The organism is Williamsia sp. Y844, from assembly GCF_056786475.1.
In genome coordinates this window covers 281,159-300,918 of the sequence record NZ_JBXCJB010000002.1, presented here as the reverse complement: position 1 = coordinate 300,918, position 19,760 = coordinate 281,159, and the positions used below count along the sequence as shown (strand labels likewise).

The 19,760-nt window shown below is 58.8% G+C and carries 12 protein-coding genes; 8 read left to right on the top strand and 4 right to left on the bottom strand.

The window, feature by feature from the left end; translation table 11 throughout:
• The first annotated feature begins 12 nt into the window (after positions 1–12).
• The 4 genes from AC1TQG_RS13740 to AC1TQG_RS13725 all read left to right on the top strand — a co-directional run bounded on the left by AC1TQG_RS13740 (position 13) and on the right by AC1TQG_RS13725 (position 6,109).
• On the top strand, positions 13–1,059 hold the full coding sequence (locus tag AC1TQG_RS13740; protein WP_482137724.1) for an ABC transporter ATP-binding protein: 1,047 nt from the start codon (positions 13–15) through the stop codon (positions 1,057–1,059).
• Complete coding sequence (locus tag AC1TQG_RS13735; protein ID WP_482137722.1) at positions 1,049–2,053, top strand: ABC transporter ATP-binding protein; 1,005 nt, start codon at positions 1,049–1,051, stop codon at positions 2,051–2,053. The genes AC1TQG_RS13740 and AC1TQG_RS13735 overlap by 11 nt, the downstream gene beginning before the upstream one ends.
• 237 nt (positions 2,054–2,290) lie before the next feature.
• A complete protein-coding gene (locus AC1TQG_RS13730; protein ID WP_482137720.1) occupies positions 2,291–3,679 on the top strand; it encodes an ABC transporter substrate-binding protein in 1,389 nt (462 codons plus the stop codon).
• Between the two features lie 1,911 nt (positions 3,680–5,590).
• Positions 5,591–6,109: a DUF4188 domain-containing protein gene (locus AC1TQG_RS13725; protein ID WP_482137718.1), complete on the top strand. Its 519-nt coding sequence runs from the start codon at positions 5,591–5,593 to the stop codon at positions 6,107–6,109.
• A gap of 121 nt (positions 6,110–6,230) precedes the next feature.
• On the opposite strand, the gene AC1TQG_RS13720 is transcribed toward AC1TQG_RS13725, so the two are convergent.
• The gene (locus tag AC1TQG_RS13720; protein ID WP_482137716.1) at positions 6,231–7,832 is read right to left on the bottom strand and encodes an MFS transporter; all 1,602 of its coding nucleotides are present in this window, start codon (positions 7,830–7,832) and stop codon (positions 6,231–6,233) included.
• Positions 7,833–7,933: 101 nt separating this feature from the next.
• Here AC1TQG_RS13720 and AC1TQG_RS13715 point away from each other — a divergent pair, with 101 nt between their 5' ends.
• The 3 genes from AC1TQG_RS13715 to AC1TQG_RS13705 all read left to right on the top strand — a co-directional run bounded on the left by AC1TQG_RS13715 (position 7,934) and on the right by AC1TQG_RS13705 (position 13,867).
• A complete protein-coding gene (locus tag AC1TQG_RS13715) occupies positions 7,934–8,617 on the top strand; it encodes a TetR/AcrR family transcriptional regulator (RefSeq protein ID WP_482137714.1) in 684 nt (227 codons plus the stop codon).
• Positions 8,618–9,133: 516 nt separating this feature from the next.
• Positions 9,134–9,274, top strand: coding sequence for a hypothetical protein (locus AC1TQG_RS13710; RefSeq protein WP_482137713.1), 141 nt, complete (start codon positions 9,134–9,136; stop codon positions 9,272–9,274).
• Positions 9,275–10,780: 1,506 nt separating this feature from the next.
• Positions 10,781–13,867, top strand: coding sequence for a P-loop NTPase (locus tag AC1TQG_RS13705; protein WP_482137711.1), 3,087 nt, complete (start codon positions 10,781–10,783; stop codon positions 13,865–13,867).
• Positions 13,868–15,832: 1,965 nt separating this feature from the next.
• Here AC1TQG_RS13705 and AC1TQG_RS13700 read toward each other — a convergent pair.
• Positions 15,833–16,351 (bottom strand): hypothetical protein, encoded by a 519-nt coding sequence (locus AC1TQG_RS13700; RefSeq protein ID WP_482137709.1) that lies wholly within the window; start codon positions 16,349–16,351, stop codon positions 15,833–15,835.
• 44 nt (positions 16,352–16,395) lie between these two features.
• Between AC1TQG_RS13700 and AC1TQG_RS13695 the strand changes: the two genes are divergently transcribed.
• Entirely contained in the window at positions 16,396–17,292 is an 897-nt protein-coding gene (locus AC1TQG_RS13695) for a hypothetical protein (RefSeq protein WP_482137707.1), read from the top strand.
• Positions 17,293–17,296: 4 nt separating this feature from the next.
• On the opposite strand, the gene AC1TQG_RS13690 is transcribed toward AC1TQG_RS13695, so the two are convergent.
• Both AC1TQG_RS13690 and AC1TQG_RS13685 read right to left on the bottom strand, forming a co-directional pair.
• Positions 17,297–18,127: a hypothetical protein gene (locus AC1TQG_RS13690; RefSeq protein WP_482137705.1), complete on the bottom strand. Its 831-nt coding sequence runs from the start codon at positions 18,125–18,127 to the stop codon at positions 17,297–17,299.
• Between the two features lie 271 nt (positions 18,128–18,398).
• Complete coding sequence (locus AC1TQG_RS13685) at positions 18,399–19,421, bottom strand: DUF2971 domain-containing protein (RefSeq protein ID WP_482137703.1); 1,023 nt, start codon at positions 19,419–19,421, stop codon at positions 18,399–18,401.
• Between the last annotated feature and the right edge of the window lie 339 nt (positions 19,422–19,760).

Sequence of the window (19,760 nt, the reverse complement as noted above, 5' to 3'; positions counted from 1 at the left end):
GCGTGATTTTCCATGGCCCCAGCCAATCTTCTCGACATCGATGATCTCAGGGTCTATATCGGCACGAAGCGCGGAGCGGTCCGCGCCGTGGACGGTGTCTCGCTGGGACTAGGACACGGACGGTCCCTGGGAGTCGTCGGTGAATCCGGATCTGGGAAATCGATACTTGTACGGGCGATCATGGGCCTGTTGCCGCCCCGCTCCGCGATCTCTGGATCAATTGTTTTCGATGGCCGGGATCTTGCAGAACTCACCCCAAAACAGAAGCTGAACGTCTGGGGTCCAGAGATTTCCATGGTCTTCCAAGATCCCGGCCGTTCGCTGAACCCGGTTGTCAGAGTGGGCAGGCAATTGACAGAAGGCATGCGGCGACACCTCGGTGTCAGTCGCACAGAAGCGAAAGATCGAGCGCTCAGTCTTCTCGAGGAGGTCGGCGTACCAGATCCCCCCAAACGTATGCAGGCGTATCCATATGAAATGTCGGGCGGTATGCGACAGCGGATCATGATCGCTATCGCGTTGTCCTGCGAGCCAAAGCTTTTGATTGCCGACGAACCGACCACCGCACTCGACGTGACGGTGCAACGGCAGATCATCGATTTGCTTCGTCGTGTCCAGCGCGATCGAGACATGTCGATGATCATGATCAGCCACGACCTCTCGGTGATCGCCGGGCACACCGACGAAGCAGCCGTCCTCTACGCCGGACAAATGGCGGAAATCGGCACCACGCGTGCGCTTTTCGCGAGTCCTCAGCATCGCTACACGACCGCCCTGCTCGACGCGACGCCCGATCTCACATCACCCCCGCACACCAGACTGGGCCTGATCGAGGGATCGCTACCGGACCCGGTAGCAGTAACAGCGGGATGCCGCTTTGCCCCCCGATGCAGCCAGGCAGCTGCCGTTTGCAAAGACCAGGAACCGACGCTCCAACAAGTGGGTGCAGGAGACCAGGGTCACCTGGTTGCCTGCTTCCACCCCGTCAGTGGAACCAATAACGATTCCGAAACCATGCACGACCTGAAAAAAGAAGGGGCACTGTCAAATGGCCGGTAGCGGAACAGCCCACCTACGTGACAACGATAGTTTGCTTCGAGTAGTCGGACTTGACGTACGCTTCCCCACTGCCGGGGGGACTGTGCATGCCGTGTCGAACCTGAGCTTCGATGTCGAGCGAGGCGAAACTCTCGGCATCGTCGGTGAATCCGGTTGCGGCAAGTCAACAACTGGACGTGCAGTTCTCATGCTCGAGCGAATCGACGGAGGTGAAATCACTTTCGACGGCGAACGTCTCGACAGCATGAAACCGCGTCAAGTTCGCTCGCTTCGCCGACGTATGCAGATGATCTTCCAAGATCCAGTTGCCTCACTCAATCCGCGCCGCACCGTCGGAGACATTGTTGTCGAGGGCCGACAGGACATCGATTCAGCATCCAAGGATGAGTTGATCAAGCAGACGCTCACTGAAGTGGGTCTGCCGCATGAACGATTTGTCGATGTGATGCCCAAGGCTTTGTCGGGAGGGCAGGCGCAACGTGTCGCGATCGCCCGCGCGGTGACAATGCGTCCGGATTTGATTATTTGTGATGAGCCCGTTTCAGCGCTGGACGTGTCCGTTCAGGCGCAAATCGTAAATCTTCTCGAGGACCTCAAATCCGAGTTCGGCCTCACGATGGTCTTCATTGCACACGATCTCGCCGTCGTCCGATCGATCAGCGATCGAGTCCTCGTCCTTTACCTGGGCAAGATTTGCGAAGTCGGCGATCCCCAACTCGTGTTCGCCAATCCAGCACATCCCTATACTCAGGCACTGATAGATTCCATCCCAATTGCCGACCCTGACAAGGGTTTTGCTGGACCATCACTCGCCGGCGACGTACCCTCTCCACTCAATCCCCCGAGCGGATGCCACTTCCATACGCGATGCCCCAAGGTGCAAGATCGATGTAAGTCCGAGGAGCCGACCATCGCGGAGGTCGCGCCCGGCCAATTCGTCGCCTGCCACTTCCCAAATGTGAACGATTCAAAGCCAAAAGTGGAAGCGTCCTGATCCCAAACCTCCAAACAGTTACCAGCATTCTGAGCCTGTGAAAGGGAATCGATGAGAATAACGAAACCGGTTGGCGCACTGTTCTGCGCCGCCACAATGACAGTGGTCCTAGCGGCTTGCGGGGGATCCAGCTCCAACAGCGGCACTGGGGCAAGCGGACCGCAGGGCGATCCCGTCAGCGGCGGAATCGCCCGATTTGCTCAGATTTCCGAACCGCGGGCAATGGATCCCGCAATTATGCAGAACAACTTGACCAACGCTGCTCTCGGCAACTCCGTCTTCGGCACACTATTGGTCAACGATATTGCGACCACCGAGATCAAGCCGTCCATGGCGGAGAGTTTCACAACTACAGACGATGGAACCAGTTTCACACTGAAGTTGCGCCCGGGCTTGAAATTCAGCAGCGGTTCGGATTTCACCGCTGAGGATGTCAAGTTCAATTGGGATCGGTTGAAGGCCCCGGACGCAATCGGCGCGGCCAACAACATCAGCGTGGCTCGTTTGCTGGCCGAGACGACCGTCGAAGACGATCAGACTCTCAAAATCGTTCTGACACAGAAGAACCCCAACTTCGGACAAGCTATCGTCACGACGACGCTCAACTGGATCGCCGAGCCGGAAGCTCTTCAAACGGGCATGCAGGGCTTTGACGCTGCACCCATCGGTGCCGGGCCCTTCGTTCTTCAAGAGTGGACCCGCGGCGACGTCATGAAGTTGACGAAGAACGCCGGCTACTGGGACGCGCCCCGGCCATATCTCGATGGCATCGAGTTCCGGGCATCGCCTGACAGCGTTCAACGGATCAACAACGTGATCTCCGGAGGCGCTGAGATCACCATCGAATCGAATCCGCCGCTGACACAACGCGCGGTCGATGCCGGACTCAGCGTCCATGGCCAGAAGTTCAACGGCGGCGCGGCAGTGACTCTGAACACCGCCACAGGACCTTTCGCTGACCCAGTCGCTCGCGAAGCGCTCGCCAAAGCCATCGACGTCGATGCGTTGAACCTAGCCGTCTACAGCGGACTGGCGGAACCGGTGAAGTCCTTCTTCAACGACGATGCTCCGCTGTACGCGGGTGGATCGACCACCCAGTACAACAAGGAAGAAGCTCAGAAGTTGTTCGACCAACTCGCAGCGGCAGGAAAGCCCCTGAGCTTCAATTTGACGACGTACCCCGGGATCGAATCCAAGTCGACGTCCGAGGCCATCCAAGCCCAGCTGAGTACCTACGACAACGTGAAGGTCGAGATCAAACTTCTCGACTACAACCAGGCTTCCGTGGTCACTACAACCCGCGAGTTCGACGCGCTCGGTGCCGCCCTGCCGTTCAATGACCCCGAGAACATCGTGTGGAGCGGCCTGAACTCCGCGTCCAGCGCCAATTACATGGGAATCGACGATGCGGAACTGACGGACGCACTCAACAGGGGCCGCGAGTCGAGCGACCCCGAGGTCCGCAAGGAAGCGTACAAAACAGTCCAGGCTCGAATTTCCGCACTGAATCCGCTGATCTTCACGGTGCGCAACTCTGCCAACTACATCACCGGCGCCAATGTGGGCGGCGTCGAGATATACGGACTTGGCTCGTTTGATCCGAGTGGGGTGTGGATCGCGAGCTAGGCGTGATCTGAACTGCTAGATCCACGCAGACCTGACACTGGTGGGACCCGGATCGATTGGGGTCCCACCAGTCTCAGGTTTCAGCACAATCGTCTTAGCCAGGCAGACCCGATGCGGGTTTCGGTGACCGAACCGAGGCCGCTGGCCAACACTGCGGTACGCGTCGCCTGGACCGTACGTGTCGGGTGCCAGTTCCAACCGGGTCAGGTCGATCTTCAAATTCAGTTCCTCTCCGTTGCCGCGGAAATCAACGTCACCGACACATTGCTCAGGTCGCACACCTGAGTTGGTGCGCTGTAGAGCCACGAGTGACGCCGGCGGAGTCCTATCAGTTCCTGATGGAGGTGGTAGAGCGAACTGCCGTCCGGCGCGAGGTCCGCAGGGTGAGAGGGACATTGGGGGCGATTGGCGTCGTCATCGCTAATGCGATCCTCCCTCACTCCGCGGAAACCCTGCTCGTCGATTCGGCACTCTGACCGACTTCTTAGGGAACACGAGAAGGTCCACACGATTCCGCCGGTGGCACCGCGCGATCGCAGACCCAGCGTCCCGTCGGCCAGCACCACCTCAGGACGGACAGGACTCGGCTGACCAGGAAAATCCTTCACTCTCCGGGCCGTACGCGGTGATCTGTCAGGCCAACTCTCAAGACGGATCAGACGCCAAACGAGGCCAAAAGCGGGACCGACGAGAAATCCTGCGGACAAACTGCGGACAGTAAGCCAACGGAAAACTAACAACAGTAGGCTAAAATGGCCCCTGAACTGCAAAGGGAGAGTGGAGCTAAGGGTAATCGAACCCCTGACCTTCTCGATGCGAACGCGATCGACTGGACGTTTGCGGGTGTTGGTCGATGTTGAGAATCGGAATCGTCGCAGTTGGTGGCGTTGACGCGCGATGGCGGGTGTTGGAGATTCTGCGGACAAACTGCGGACAAAGTCTTGAGCCGCACAGGCGACCATGACCAGCCAGTGATGCCCCAAACATGCCAACCGTCACCGCTCGCCTATTCGCGGCCACCGGAACTTGGAGAATCGATATTACCCAGCACTGAAGCGGTGGCGTTCGTACTTGACCACGCCTCCTTCGACCCACACCTTCGGTCATGCCTTTGCTTTGGGTTTACGGAAGCAGTCATTATCGGCTCCACCCACTCAGGTCCTCGAGCTGCGCTAACTGGTTTTAGTGGCACGCTTTTTGTGAGAATTCGGTAAGAGTGGCCTGACGCGAGATCCAACGACCTAGGTCAGGGCGTCAGATTCCAGCGCAGGACGTTGACGGCGCCTTCCTCATCGGAAAATGGATTGCAGTACAACATCTGGCCCTGCGAATCAGTGGCGGTCGCGGACAAGTCGTAACAGATATCGCCCGGCGCAATCAGCGGATTGCCCGACAGCTGTTCCTGCGCATTCGGGTTTGACGCTACCCAAGCTCTTGGTTCTGTCCTCTGATGAGCATCCGACCCCTACAAGAGCAATCGCCGCTATCCGTACAGCCATTCGCCACATGTCCACTTTTCCTAGTAGGAACGACCGCTAACCACAGGTAAATGCCGACCACATGGAATCCGGCCGTCGGAGCACACACATCCCGTCTCACGGTGTCAATGAGTCTCCTACAGAGCTCCGTTCACCGGCGTTCAGAACGCCGATCCAGCGCTGCACGCAATCCTCGTTCAGGAGCGTGACCGGTTGAACGAGACGATCGACTTCCTCACCCATAACCGCGATGCCATCGCCGGGTACCTCGAAGCGCTCGAGAAAGGTGAGCCACGGCCCCGGAAGAGCCCTCGGACACGTCGACGACGAGCGAGGCGAGCGTGAATACCGGCTGATTGAACGCTCCGCCTTTCTACACACAACTCAAGTCTCCAAATCACCCGCGCGCTTTGATGTAACGAAGTTATAGTCGATGGATCGGGTTCGACTATTGAGGTTGGAGCGTGAAATGACGGTTGTTAAAACGACCCACGATCGTACGTCTGGCGACAACGTGGTCGTGTTTCTCCTAGGAATGCGCATGAACAAGATCTGGCGTGTTGATGCGTGGCTGCCTGTTCTTGTCGGGCAGTACCGCATGGTGAAACAACTCTCGCGTGACCCGGACTCCGGCCTACTCGGCTACCGCACCGTGTTCGGCAAGGACGGAGGAACGTCCATCCAGTACTGGCGGGACACCGAGTCGCTATACGCGTACGCAGCCGATGCGGCACGCCTGCACCGACCGGCGCAGAAGGCGTTCTTTCGACGCGAGAAGAAGGCCGTTGCCGCAGTAGGTATCTGGCACGAGACCTATGAGGTCGCCGCCAGCGAAACCATCTACGGCGACATGCCACCGATCGGGCTTGCCAAAGCCCTCGGCCAGGTACCGATCACCAAAGACACGATGCGCGCCAGGCAGCGCCTGGGTTCACGCAGATTCACTCGGTAACGTCGTGTTCCCGGTCGTCGTGAGCCCCTTCCACAGTCAGTCCGTCCGGCGCCATCAACAAATGGCAGCCAAACGACACGAAACACGTTGCACGATAATTGATCCCGCGCGAAGTGTGGGGCTATCCGTCTACCATTGACGGGTTCTCCGGCGCCTTCGCGTTGTTGTTGTCGGGGTCGCCACCAACCGGTGCAGTGGGATGGGCAGGCAGGTAGATCAGAGTGAGCACTGCCGCGACGGCCGTCACCACGCCCGCGACCACGCAACCGGTGGTGAAGCCATCCACGAAACTCAGGCGCGCGGTGTCGGCCAAGCGTGCTCCCACGTCGGCGCCGAGTTGTCCGAGCGTCGCTGCGGCCTGTTCGGACGCTGCGAGGGCCGCTCCCACCGACTCGCGTGCCGGTTCCTGTAGCTGCTCTGGAAGTGACCCGGTGTGCAGGTGGTCGCGGTACACCGAAAGCGCCACCGACCCGATGACCGCGACACCCAGCGTCCCACCCAATTCGCGGGTGGCGTCGTTGACCGCCGAGCCCATCCCCGCCTTCTCCGGCGACACGACACCCATGATCGCCTCTGTTGCAGGCGTACTCGTCAATCCGATACCCGCACCCAGCAACACCATCTGCCCAACGATGCTCCAATACCCGGTGTCGATGGACAGCGTCGACGCCCACCCGAAGGCAGCGCTGAGCGACACCAGACCGAGCGCAACAACAACTTTCGAGCCGATGACGACCGCGATACGAGGGCCGAGCATCGAGGCGACCGCGATCGACCCGGCAACGGGCAACATCCGCACACCCGTCTCGAGCGCCCCGTAGTCGCGCACCGACTGAAAGTACTGCGTCACCAGGAAAATGAAGCCGAAGAGCGCAAAGAACGCACTCGTGACGGCGCCGCTCGCCGCGGTGAAGCGCAGGTTCGTGAACAGTCGCACGTCGAGCATCGGATGCTCCACCCGGATCTCGTGCAGCACGAACACGATCAGAACAATTGCGGCGACCGCGAATCCAACCAGGGTCGGGACCGACGCCCACCCACGATCGGGCGCCTCGATGATCGAGTAGACCAGCGTCCCGAGCGCAACGGTCGACAAGACCAGCCCCACGTAGTCGAGCGGAGGGGTAGCCGGGTCGCGGGAATCAGGCACGAAGCGCAGAGCGAACAGCAGCGTAACCGCTGCGGCCGCGCCGTTGAACACGAGAATCGAACCCCACCAAAATGATTCGAGCAGCGCACCTCCGACCACCGGTCCGACCGCGACGGACAGGCCCGTGGCAGCGCCCCACAAACCGAGCGCCTTGACCCGTTCAGAGCGCTCGGTGAACACGTTGGCCAGGATCGACAGGGTCACCGGGTACACCATCGCCGCGGCGACACCGGCCACCGCCCGCCACACGATGAGCGTCGTGGAATCGCTGCTCAGCGCACCCCCCATCGACGCGATCAGGAACACCCCCAAACCGATGAGCAGCAGCGGCCGGCGGCCGAATCGATCACTCAACGAACCGCCCGCCAGAACCAGTGCCGCGAACGCCAGGTTGAACGCATCGACAATCCACAGCAGATCCCGAGTCGACGCACCAATCTCGGTGGCCAACGTCGGCAGCGCGATGTTGATGATCGTCGTCGAGACGTTCACGACGAACACCGCCAAGCACAGTGTGATCAGTACGGCCGTTTTGTTGACAGACCTGGTCGAGGACTGGCGCAGGGTCAGCATAATGAAGTTATAACACGGCGACAGCAGGATTGACACTGCCACCGAGGCCGGGGTCGCTTAGCCGAGAAGGCCCATCGCCGACGGTGTGAAACCATGTCCTGGTGGCAAGCGCGCAGGAGCGACACCAATCCGAGCCCGACGACTCGGTACGTGAACGCCTGATCCGGTCGACCGTAGATCTGCTGGCTCAGTTCGGCCCTGAGCAGTTAAAAGTTCGGACGATCACCGACGCCGCCGGGATCTCCACCATCGCCGTCTACCACCATTTCGGCGGGTTGAAAGAACTCCTGCAGGATGTGGTGGCCCACGGGTATGCAGATCTGGCAGCAGCCATGGAGGCCGCCTCCCACGCCGACGCGGATCCCGGGGTGCAGCTGTTCGCCATCGCCCTGTCCACCCGCAGCGTGGCCCAAAGCAACGCCCACCTCTACGACATGATGTTCGGCTTGTCGACCCGAGGCACCTACCGATACGTCGGCTCCCCCGAACACAAGACCGCCAACGGATTCGCGACCGCGTACGCAGTGCTCGCTGACGCCTGCGAGCGATTGGCACAGTCGGGTCGGGTCTCGCCCATCCACAGCAGCCAGATCGCGGCCGAGTTATGGAGCGCTGTACACGGTTTCGTCACCCTAGAAATCGCCGGTCACTTCGCTCACTTCGCCGACCCGGTAGCGATGGTGCTGCGTCCCATGGCGGTCAACCTCTTCGTCGGCATGGGCGACGAACGCGCCCGCGCCGAAGCGAGCGCTGAACGGGCCATGCTGTGGTGGTCACAGCAATAGCCGAGATTTGATGGCGCCAGGTGCAGATACGAGGCGCACGGTCAGGGCGCAGATTGCAAGTCCCTGCCCGGAGACAAACCGTTCGGGTCCCACGCCCGGCCTATGTGAGAGGTCGGATCATGCTAACGGGTTGCACCACCCGCATCGGTCACGCATCGAGCCAGGTGAGTGGCTGGGCGTCTGCGCTAATTGGATTTAGCGCAGGCGCCGGAAAGCGCGGTTATCAACCGCACCCCGCGAGTCCTCTAGGGGTCAAGCACTTTGAGTGGCGGATTCTCCGATTTCGACCGAGGCGGAGTCTGCACGTAACTCGGTACGCAGAGGTTACGCAGCGCCGAAATCGCGCATAGTCATCCACCGGGGCAAACACGAATACCGCTCCCCCACTGCGTCGTTCGTAAATACCCGCACTAGCCGACGCAATCGGGATTGGATGCCCATCGTTATCCTGTTCCCCCTCGCACACCGGACTCCCGATTGGCCGAGATGGCCGCACTATGCCCACGCAGCTTCGACATGACCCGACGGCTAGTCAACATCAACCGCGCGGTCACCGACGCCAACGGCGTGGTGTGGGGCGACCCGGAAGATCACGAGCGCCACGCTGCGCACTTCTGCCTGCCCGTCGACGAAATCACCGCACTCATCGCGAAATGAACCTGGAACAACCGCCGGCCGTGCCGGGCTACTCCGGGTCCCGAACTATCAATTCAACACCTTGGCCGACTTCTCAGGAGAACACGAGAAGGTCCACACGGCGCCGTTAATCGCACCTCACGATGTCAGAACCAAACAATCGCGTCGACCGGCATAATTTCAGATCGACATATCCAGCCTGCGCACGGAAAACCCTTCACGATCCGGCGCGTCCGCGGTGATCTGTCAGGCTAAGTCTCGAGACGAACAAGACACCAAACAAGGCCACAACCGGCGCTGACGAGAAATTCTGCGGACAAACTGCGGACAATAAGCCTAAAGGTAAACTGATATCAGTAGGCGAAAATAGCCTCTGACCTGCAAAGATAGAGTGGAGCTAAGGGGAATCGAACCCCTGACCTTCTCGATGCGAACGCGATCAACTGGACGTTTGCGGGTGTGGCCTGGTGTTGAGAATTGAAATCGTTGCAGTTGAGCGGGTTTTCAACATTGGCGGTTGAGGGCCGGTCTCGGAGATTCTGCGGACAAACTGCGGACAACGGGTCACCACGTCGAAAACCACCCACCAGTCTTGTCTCCAATCCCACGCCACCAACTTCGAGACTGTGAATCACCCAAGTGCTCTCGTGCCTTCTCCACCGGGGCAATCACTCCGCGATGAATTCAGCATAGTTACTGGCCTCATACTCGTTCATTAACAGGACTGCTACACGGATAGATCACATTCGATCTGTGGCGCCATGAGGTGCTGCATGAAAGATGTGCATGCTGCCCAACCCCTACCCTCACAAGTTCCTCGATGACTTTGTCCGCCTGGCCCACAATCGAGAGCCAAGTCAGCAGCTCAAGCAGATTGCTGCTGCCTTCGGGATCAGCGAGTCCTGGCTCAGCGGCCCTCGAACGGCGGCCCTCAAACGGCGGGCGTCGAGGCCGCCATCGCGCCTAGAGCGACGGCGAGCGAGAATACTGATCTGCGAGAAGCCAGAAAGTGGATCAGGCTACCCAGACAGAAGAATGAGGTCTTGCGGCTTGCCGCGGCCCTGTCGCACGCGCACCTGCCGGGACTAGGGCGAGGCAGTTGACAGCAGTCGATATTGCCGTTGTACCACTGGAGCTATCATGACCATCGAAGAATGCAAATGGGATCCGACAGAGCACCACAGGTGCGTTTCAGCCTGTTCCGACGCCGAGGCCAAATCCCAGGGGAGAACCGCCCACGCGCCACGAAGGTATCGACTACGAGTTCCATGGCGAGAGCCTCGCGGTGCGCTCGCCTGGACGTCCCCTGGCCTCTGAGGTCCGATGCGTCACCGCGCTCCGTAGGTAACGCGAATCTTGGACAGATCAGGGACCGCCGGTGGTCGAGAGCACCGTGTACGCCCGGGCGCTCCGGCGATGAAGCCGCATCCAGCGAAGTTTTCGGTTCGCGACTGGCTGGCCGACAGACATCCCAGGTAGGTGGACATTTTTTCGCGACGTACACAGTAACGTCGTCAGAATCTACAGATGGGAGTTCGTATGGACCTGCCCCTAGGTTTGCGAACAGCGCTTGAGTCAGGGAACTGCGTCCTCTTTATTGGAGCGGGTGCTGGCTACCACGCGCGCGACAAAGACGGAAACACGGCGCCAGACGCGAGCAAGCTCGCCGAATCGATAGCAGCGCGATTTCAGATTGACACTGGCGGCGACTTGGATCTCGCTAAGGTAGCTCAGGTTGCGGAGATCAGACGCGGGCGGGAAGAACTTGTAAGATTTATCGATCAAACGTTGTCCGGTCTTGAGCCAGACGACCATCTGAGATGGTTAGTGTCGCGTCCCTGGCGAGCAATTTTTACGACGAATTATGACTCAGTTCTAGAGCGCTGCTATGAGCTTAATCCCGATTCGGTACAGAATCCAGTCAGTATTGGAATTGACTCCGAAATTGTCAGTTTTGACCCAAACTTCGAGCTTCCTATCTACCATCTGCACGGCAGCTTGGCCTCAAAAGATGCGCGAGACGCAATCCTTCTTACTGAACAGGATTACGTAACATTTCGCGAAAAGCGACGAATGCTCTTCGAGCAGTTCCGGTATTCTTATGCTACCACGCCAATTCTCTATTTCGGGTACGGCAACAGCGATTCAAACTGGAGGGAAGTCACTAACGAATTGCGTGCGCTCTTCGCTCCATCCGAGCCACCAAAAGCATATAGGATAGTTCCCTCGACGAGCATTCTTGATCGAGAAATTCTGCAGAGCCAGGGTGTCCATTCTCTAGATGGTTATCTTGAAGACTTCCGCGCGGTCACAACGTCACTCTTTGGTGATGACCAGGCGGCACCGTACAAAATTACGGATATGTCGAAACGAGTACCGAGTGATCTCGAGAAGGTTTTCGAGGAAAATCCCGCAGCATTACTTCGGCTACTAAACTCCTGGGAGTACGTAAATCAAGCGGACTTCGGTGCCGAACCGAACACGACGCAGTTTCTTCAGGGAAACCTACCGAACTGGGCGCTGGTTGGTGAAGGGATAAATTTTGAGCGCGACCTTGAAAAGCCCCTCGTTGAGATTCTTGTGGAGCACGCAACGGACCCCGCGTCAGTCGCCCGCCCGCAGGCTCACATCATTCTGGGTCCAGCGGGGTACGGCCAGACCACGCTCCTTATGGCGATAACTGCATGGTTTGCTAAGGCTAACACCGGAGGATCCGCACTGTACCTCAAGCCAGGCGCAAAAGTATCAGAGGGAGACATAGAGTTCGCGGTGCGGAATCTTCCTTTGCAACCTGTCATATTCTTCGTCGACAATGCTGCGGACGTCGCAGATGAGCTGGGAAGGGCAATGCTTCTGCTAAAGCAGCTCGACGTTAACGGTTTTTTTATGCTCGCTGAGCGTTTAAATGAATGGCGGCAACGACGCGTTGCCTTCAACCCTGAAGAGCACGCTTTGGAACCGCTTTCTGATGACGAGATACTGAGATTGCTCGATAGGTTGGAGTTTTCCAACTCCTTGGGGGTCCTGAAACACCTGAGCGATAATCTCAGATTCACGGCGATTCGGGAGCGCAATCAGAAAGAGCTACTCGTAACAATGCGAGAGGCTACCGAGGGTCGCGCTTTCGATGCTATCGTTGAAGATGAGTATCTCAATATCCAGTCCGAGAAGGGTCGAGATCTCTACGCCTTAGCGGCCACATTCTCCCGCCAAAGGGCGATGGTACGCGATTCTGTTTGCGCTGCGGTATTAGATACAAATTTGGCTGAATTATACAGGGAAATAGCTAGCGAAACCGAAGGTGTCGTTATTTTTGACGACGTTGACGAATCGATGCAAATATATGCCGCACGTACAAGGCACCACGTAATAGCTGATATCGTCTGGCGACGATGCCTTGAACCTGGAGTGCGCGAGTCAATCTTCCTCCGCGCCCTCGATAACCTTAATCTGACGTTTGCGGTTGATCGTAGGGCGTTCGAAAAATTCACGCGAGATGATGAAGCTATCGATAGCATACGGGGCCTTGAACAGAGAATACGGTTTTTCGAAGGCGCAGTTCGAAAGGATCCCAGGAATGCGTATGTTAAACAACATTTTGCACGTATGCTACGTCGCGAGGGTCGTTTTGATTTAGCCTTGGGCCAGATTGACCAAGCGATAGAAATGGCACCACGCGCCAGGATCCTACATCACACTCGCGGAACTATTTTAAAAGATATCGCGGTCGCTCCAGGTCAGGTCGAAGAACTCACAAGGCGTCGCCTGGCACAAGCGGAGGAAGCATTTTCAGGCACGATAAATATGGCGCCAAGAGACGATTTCGGTTATGCGTCGCTTGCAGATCTATATTTGTCTTGGGCTAAACAGGGTGCGGGTACTGCTGACGAGTCCGTACTGTATGTAGCTAAGGCGCAGGAGGTTGTCTTTGATGGACTTAAGAAGGTTCGAGATCGAGAGAGTCTCTATATACAATCTTCTAAGATTGAAGCCTACCTAAGAAACGACAGTGCTAGAGAAGCCGCTTTGCGCAAGGCTCTCAGCGAGTCACCGAATAGCGCTATTTCAAGATACCTTCTTGGTTCGCTACTTACCAGCACCAGTAGGTACGCTGAAGCGGTTGATGTATTAATGCAGGGGGTGGAAATACATCCGGAAGATCCACGAATTTCTGCAGAATGCGGAATGGCCCTGTACCGTAACGGCGCACCCACCGCAGAAATTCTAGGGGTGATGAATCTGGCGATGAATGTCGGTTTGGATGATACTAAGTATCTTGCCGTGTTGGGTGGAATGCTATGCCTCGATGGGCAGATCGCCGAGGCAACCAAGCTCTATGATCGCTCGCGACGACGCCAGATGAGCATCTCTGACCGAGAGAGAGTCTGGTTTGTTGCCTCTCATGGGGAAACGCCACTCCGCATTGAAGGCAAGCTAATTGCACGAACCTCTGGATACGGCTTCGTACGGGCGGAACGCTTTCCGGATATTTATTGCCCACCAAGATACTTGCGCGCCGCACATTGGAAAGTAGGCGAGGCAGTTCAAATCTCAATCGGGTTCACGGTTCGAGGTCTGGTTGTAGCAGGGGTCTTTGAGGATCCTGACCGTTGATCAGCACGTGCGATCGCTGTGATAGTCGGTATGCACCGAAGCCTTTGTCTATTTCGGAGCTTGGAGTGGACTGGTCAGCTGTACTTCGCGGCAGGAACCGCTCAAGAGTCTCTTTCCCGAAACCTACACCGGGACCAGTTCTCACCGTAGGCGAGCGACTCAAAGGGCCTTCCCTGTACGCGCAGCGGCACCAACGACCGGTGGCGCCCGGACACTTCGTCCAGGCGCCGAAGGTATCCGGCACCTGCGCGCTGGTCACCTGATTCGCAGCCCCGATCTACCAGCGCAACATCTTGCGCACCGTTGCCCGGGTCAAGTGGGCCGAGGCGATCGGCCGATCATCAAGACGACGGTGCCGATGATCTGGAACGTCGATGCATCACCGGTGGCGATCCGGATCGGCATGATGGACGCCGAGAACGGGGGATCCACGCCAGTGTCTGCATGATGGTGCTGTCGAGGGAGCCGATGCCGAAGATCGCCGAGTAGTCAACTGCTCCGGTCCACAGATGACGTCGACTCGGCCCGCCGGACCGCCAGCTACCAGCGTGACCACTCTGGCGGCGGCCTCCTCTGTCGCGATCGGCAAAAGCCGGATTGACGGACAGACGGTCCCGGGCGAGGAGCGTCGTAGAGGTGGGAGACGGGGGCTGCAAGGCCTTCTGTGAGGTAGCCGGGTCGCCGGCGGTCTATTTACGTATCACCTCGGGGGTAAGTCATTGGTGGGCATCCTTTGTGGTCGTAGTGATGGTGTGAGCGTCGTAGAGGTAGCCGGTGTCGCGCACCACCGCGTTGATTGCGTCTTTCGTTCAACGCGGCCTCAGCCGCGGGTATCAATTCGACAAGCAACGGAGTGTTGCTGAGCTTTGGGGACTATCCAACACTGCGCAGAAGAACCGGACGTACTGAACCCGCGGAGACTGCTTGAGCGCCTACACCGTCGCTGCACAACCACCGACCGCATTCCTCGGCGTGCAAAGATCGGCGTCGCCGACAGTGCTCGAGGGAGCTCGTACCCTCTCGGACTAGGCACGAGAAGGTCGAAGCCGCGACTCGACGCTCGCGCCGCACCATCCGAAACAACCAGCGACTCCCGCAGGCCGCACGGCGCGAACCTCGGCGGTGTTGAGCAGCCGAGATGCGTTCAAGACATCGATCCCCGCAGCAAAATTTTCCGATGATTCCCACGAGTACAGAGGGGGCGACAAAAAGCCGAAAATCGACCTTCTCACAAATTCCTGCGGACAAACTGCGGACAATAAGCCACAAGGCAAACTAACACCAGTAGGCAAAAATAGCCTCTGACCTGCGGATATAGAGTGGAGCTAAGGGGAATCGAACCCCTGACCTTCTCGATGCGAACGCGATCAACTGGACGTTTGCAGGCGTTGGTTGGTGTTGAGAGTTGGAATCGTCGCAGTTGGGGGCGTTTTCGGCATTGGCGGTTGACGGCCGGTCTCGGAGATTCTGCGGACAAACTGCGGACAACGAGTCACCCGCCCGAAAGCACCCCCTCGTACCGTCGCCCACCCAACACCACCAACTCGATAGCGACAGCGGTGGCGATACAGGCACCCAGATCGTGAAAGCGATGCTCGCTCCCAACTCCAGGATTGCCGCGTCGTCGCTACAGAGCCGTGCCCAGTTATTATTCAGGTGCGCTAGATGTAGCCCGACGACACCTTGACTACCCAGAAAATTGGATCGACGTCGTTCAAAACGTCACAGGCCGTTCAGATAGCCGATGAGACTGGTTCCGAGCATGAGAGAGCCTGCACCGTATTCCGCTTCGTGTACTGCCGCCGTGAGATCGAATGCAACGAGGCCTGTCCGTTTTACTGCGACGGCACCGAATCGCCAAGGCGGCCGTTGCATACCTCGTGCGCATTCCAAATCGGGTTGCGTGTCCCCAGCCAGGGAACGTCACTGTGGCGACCACGGGACACCGGCTCGTGGGACCGACCCCTAGCTAGAAAGCATGTTTCCGCCAGCACCGCCCAGTGCTCCGATCGCGATCTGCGATGCCGCTCCACCCAGCAATAGCGCGACCTGGCGGAAACGGCTACGTTCATCATCTGGTCGCGAGTCGTCGTCTGCTATGGCCTGTAGCGCGGAGATCAGGCGCTCCAGTTGCACCTCGGGTAACGGCCACTGCCCGGCAACCCTCAGGGCGTCACCGGTCGGCGGGCCAGCGACATAGACACCCCCGTCATAGTCCGTTTCCACATCGAAATACGGTTCTCGACCGAGGGCGCGCACCGCGCGTTTCACCGTATCGAGATCGAACCCACAGGCTCTCGCAAGTTGGGTTGGCTGCGCTGGATCACCGGTTTGGTCGTATATCTCGATAACTGCACGCAATACAGGCAGGTCTCGGCCTGTCCAGGTATCTCCCATAAGCGCGAGTATGCCTCGCAACACTGACATGTCGGGACGAACTTTCACGGCATTGGTAAGACGACGAATCTCACGATAGGCCGACATGACGTTTCGGGCGAACCATCCGAGCGGGTCGGTACAGTTCGGCGGTGACGATGAACGCTAACCACTCCCTAGAAGTCTGCCGAGACCGCGTAGCCCAAGCCGCCGAGATTCGCTCCACGATCGGGTCGCTATGGAACGAGTACATCGACCAGGATCCGCGTCGGTTCGTATTGAAACCGGGGCGCGACGACGACCATCGAATCGTTGCCGTCGAGACCTTCGAGCAGATGCCGGTTCGGCTAAGCACGTTATTCGGCGAGTGGCTGTACGAACTCAGAGCGGCTCTCGACGGCGCGGTCTATTTCATGGCGGTGCGCGACAGTGGCCAGAACCCGCCACCGAATGAGCGGTCGCTGATGTTCCCGACTCTCACCGACGCCGCGAAGTACGACACCAGAGACTTCCGAGGAAAGTTGAAAGCACTCTCAGACAACAGCTTTGATCTGCTGCGGGTCGTCCAGCCGTTCAACCCCCGGCCGAACCACTTCGGTAACGTGCTGTGGTGGCTCGACGAATTGGCGCGGATCGACCGCCACCGCTACGGGCACGCACTGGCCGCTCACGCCGACCGCATCAGGGTCGGGGTGTCACCGCCGCTTGCGATGGTCGAGAGCTTCCTTCCGCCCAACCCAACGGGCCCGATAGTCGTCGACGAGACACAGCCCGTCAAGATCATCGAGGTCAAGGCCCCCGTGGGGTGGGACGACGTCGAAATTCAGAAACACCTGATGATCGACGACGGCTGGTCAAATGGCCTTGACGTCCCCGAGTGGCGGTCGCGGGCAGCGCAGGTGTTGCGTGGGTTGTCACTCGACAAACGTATGTACGCCTGTGAGATCTTCGTCCTCGACGACACCATCGAGCCACTGGTGACGGGCACGGCAACTCTTCCCGAGTCAGGAGACAGAGACCGCAACGCGACCGGCGAAACGTCGCAGTGACACCTCACGCCTTCGGCATCCACCCGTCCTGAATGTCCTTCTCATGCGCCGAGACAATGTAGCCGACTGCGGTGACCACGGCCGGGCAAACCTCGTTCATCGCCTCACCAAGTGGTAGCCACCGCTCATCGCGAGCCGGATCGACGTATCGAAACACTTGCTCGAACGCGAACGTCGGCACCAGGTCGACCTCGCTATTGTCTAGCGGCCGAACGAACTCGGCCCTCGCCAGAACAGCACCGGCGGAGACAACGCCCTCCTGCACTGTCGACTTAACGCCGCCCGGCGGGTGTGGGTACACACGGACCTCACTCATCGCGACGGCGTTGTTCGCAACTACATTGAGTAGCTGGTGCTTGTCAGTGTTCGAGAGGTACTGAAGGATATGAAGAGGGTGGAGCTTCGCGGTGCCCGCATGGTATGGCTGCTGGGAATCAAGCACCTCGACCACGGCCGGCCCGTACCAAGCCTTTCGCTTCCGCATCCACTTCTTGAATCCCTCCTCGGACGTGTGGAGGGGGAACACTACGTCTCGCGGGCAGTTCTCCTGGATTCGTGCCGGAGTGACTGCCCAGACCGCGTGATCCATTGCTGCGCGGAGATTGTGGATCATGTCGCCCATGAGGAGCGACGACTGCGTGTAGTCCGGTACCTCGTCGAGGGTCCACTCAGCCCACACCGTGCGAGAAGTTCGCTCTGAGTTGTTGTCGCGCCGCGTATAACTCCTATCCGCTGTAAGAAGCTCTTCGAGTAAGTCCCGCAATTGGTCTCGCACTTCGAAGGCGCGGCGGATTTTGGCCAGGCCTGGGAGGTTCGCACCATCGCCGTCACTCATCGGACAATCGTACGACTCATTCCGCCGTGGCCCGGACAAGGTGACACGTGCCGAGCAGGCCCTGAAGGACGCTGCCGGATCGGCCAATGAAGTGTTCGCAGACTATGCTGATCGGCTCCCGAATGCGGAGGCCACAAAGGCGTTGGAGGGTATCGCGCGGCGTCTCATCGGCTCGACGACGGCCCGGCCCGTACTGTCTTCCGTTTGGCCCGCCATCTCGGCTTGACTGACGACATCCCTTATTTGGCAGCCCTTGGGTCGTCCTCTCAGGCTATTTCCGGAATGGAACACGGGATCCAGTAACCACATGGGGGTCGTGTCCGTGCATCTTTAACAGCGCCCGGGCTGCTGCTACCTGGCCATCCTTTCCGGAATGAGGGCCGACGACCAGCGCTCCGATGGTGGGGTGCGTGCACTGGGACTCGTCCAACCGTACATTTACACCCACCTCTAGGTAGGGCACCAATCCGGAACGTCCCGAACGGACGTTCACCGGATATCTCGCTTCACTGATCGCCCAGAGCCGCCACTCTTGCTCTTCAACGAACGAATCGTCCTTGACCGTTGCGATTTCACGGAACACCTCACCCGCCAGAAACTGCAGGTGCGGTGCATCGTTCATCCTAATCAATGCGTTAGCTCCGGTGGAGTGCCAGCGGGCGATCGTGGACAACACGAAGAGTTCTGCTCGCCGCTCGGCCTCCGCTTCGCCGTACCCCACTTTGCGTAATTGGGTTGGAAACGGCGTCGTCCCCATAGCAGTCGATTTGGGATGGAAAGCGTAGGTGTGGCCGGCCAGTGCGTCCCAGGTGAAGCCGATCGCGAATCCGCCGGTGCCGCCGCCGTATCCGCGCCACTGCGACAGCAAGTCCGGCTCCGCACTGAGCGACACTGCGAAGCACCCAAACTCCCAGTTGTAGACCGACTGAGAGTCAAAAGCATCCGCGACCGCAGTGAATGCGCCCCCCAGCACGTCGTCGACATCGGGCGACTTGGCCGCTTGACGTAGGTAACGGCAGAACACTTTCGCGCCGAAGAGTAGTTCCTGCTCGTCGTTCATATAACGGGAATCCGAAGCCCACAGCTTCGCGGCAGACCCATAAATCTTCTGGGAGTTCCGGTACTCGATCGGCCATCCCCCAGCCGCGATGATCCCTATCAGAGCAGCTGAATCGGTGTAGTGGTACAGCAGATCAGGTTCGGGAACCGATAGTGCTTCGTTAGGGACGGACCCCGCGGCAAATAACTGACTAATAGGAAAACTGCTCTCCGCTGTGGGATCACCAAATACCATCGCTTGAGTATTACGTAACCGTCGCCCCGCGGTGGCGGGTATGCAGTCGGAGGGCGAGCTTGTCGGTTGGGCGCTAGTGAGTGGGTCAGCAGATGATTCGCGCCCCCGGTCGTCATTGTTCGGGGTGCTGCCATTCATGTGTCGGGTGCGAGGTCCGCGAGGCTCCCCCGGGTTCGGATGGTGTCCGAATGATCGTGACCCAGCCGAGATTCACATGTGGCGAGCAATTGCGATACAACGCGACGGCCTCCTGGGTACGCCCAGGGGCCCGAACGCGACATTATGGGCGAACGTCATCGTATCCGGATGGGACGGGCTCAGTGCGTGTTCCAGCTCGCA

Bases quoted from the DNA above. Each gene is read 5' to 3' on its own strand.
- AC1TQG_RS13740 (WP_482137724.1), top strand. From the start codon at position 13: ATGGCCCCAGCCAATCTTCTCGACATCGATGATCTCAGGGTCTATATC.
- AC1TQG_RS13735 (WP_482137722.1), top strand. From the start codon at position 1,049: ATGGCCGGTAGCGGAACAGCCCACCTACGTGACAACGATAGTTTGCTT.
- AC1TQG_RS13730 (WP_482137720.1), top strand. From the start codon at position 2,291: ATGCAGAACAACTTGACCAACGCTGCTCTCGGCAACTCCGTCTTCGGC.
- AC1TQG_RS13725 (WP_482137718.1), top strand. From the start codon at position 5,591: ATGGATCGGGTTCGACTATTGAGGTTGGAGCGTGAAATGACGGTTGTT.
- AC1TQG_RS13720 (WP_482137716.1), bottom strand. From the start codon at position 7,832: ATGCTGACCCTGCGCCAGTCCTCGACCAGGTCTGTCAACAAAACGGCC.
- AC1TQG_RS13710 (WP_482137713.1), top strand. From the start codon at position 9,134: ATGACCCGACGGCTAGTCAACATCAACCGCGCGGTCACCGACGCCAAC.
- AC1TQG_RS13705 (WP_482137711.1), top strand. From the start codon at position 10,781: ATGGGAGTTCGTATGGACCTGCCCCTAGGTTTGCGAACAGCGCTTGAG.
- AC1TQG_RS13700 (WP_482137709.1), bottom strand. From the start codon at position 16,351: ATGTCGGCCTATCGTGAGATTCGTCGTCTTACCAATGCCGTGAAAGTT.
- AC1TQG_RS13690 (WP_482137705.1), bottom strand. From the start codon at position 18,127: ATGAGTGACGGCGATGGTGCGAACCTCCCAGGCCTGGCCAAAATCCGC.
- AC1TQG_RS13685 (WP_482137703.1), bottom strand. From the start codon at position 19,421: ATGGTATTTGGTGATCCCACAGCGGAGAGCAGTTTTCCTATTAGTCAG.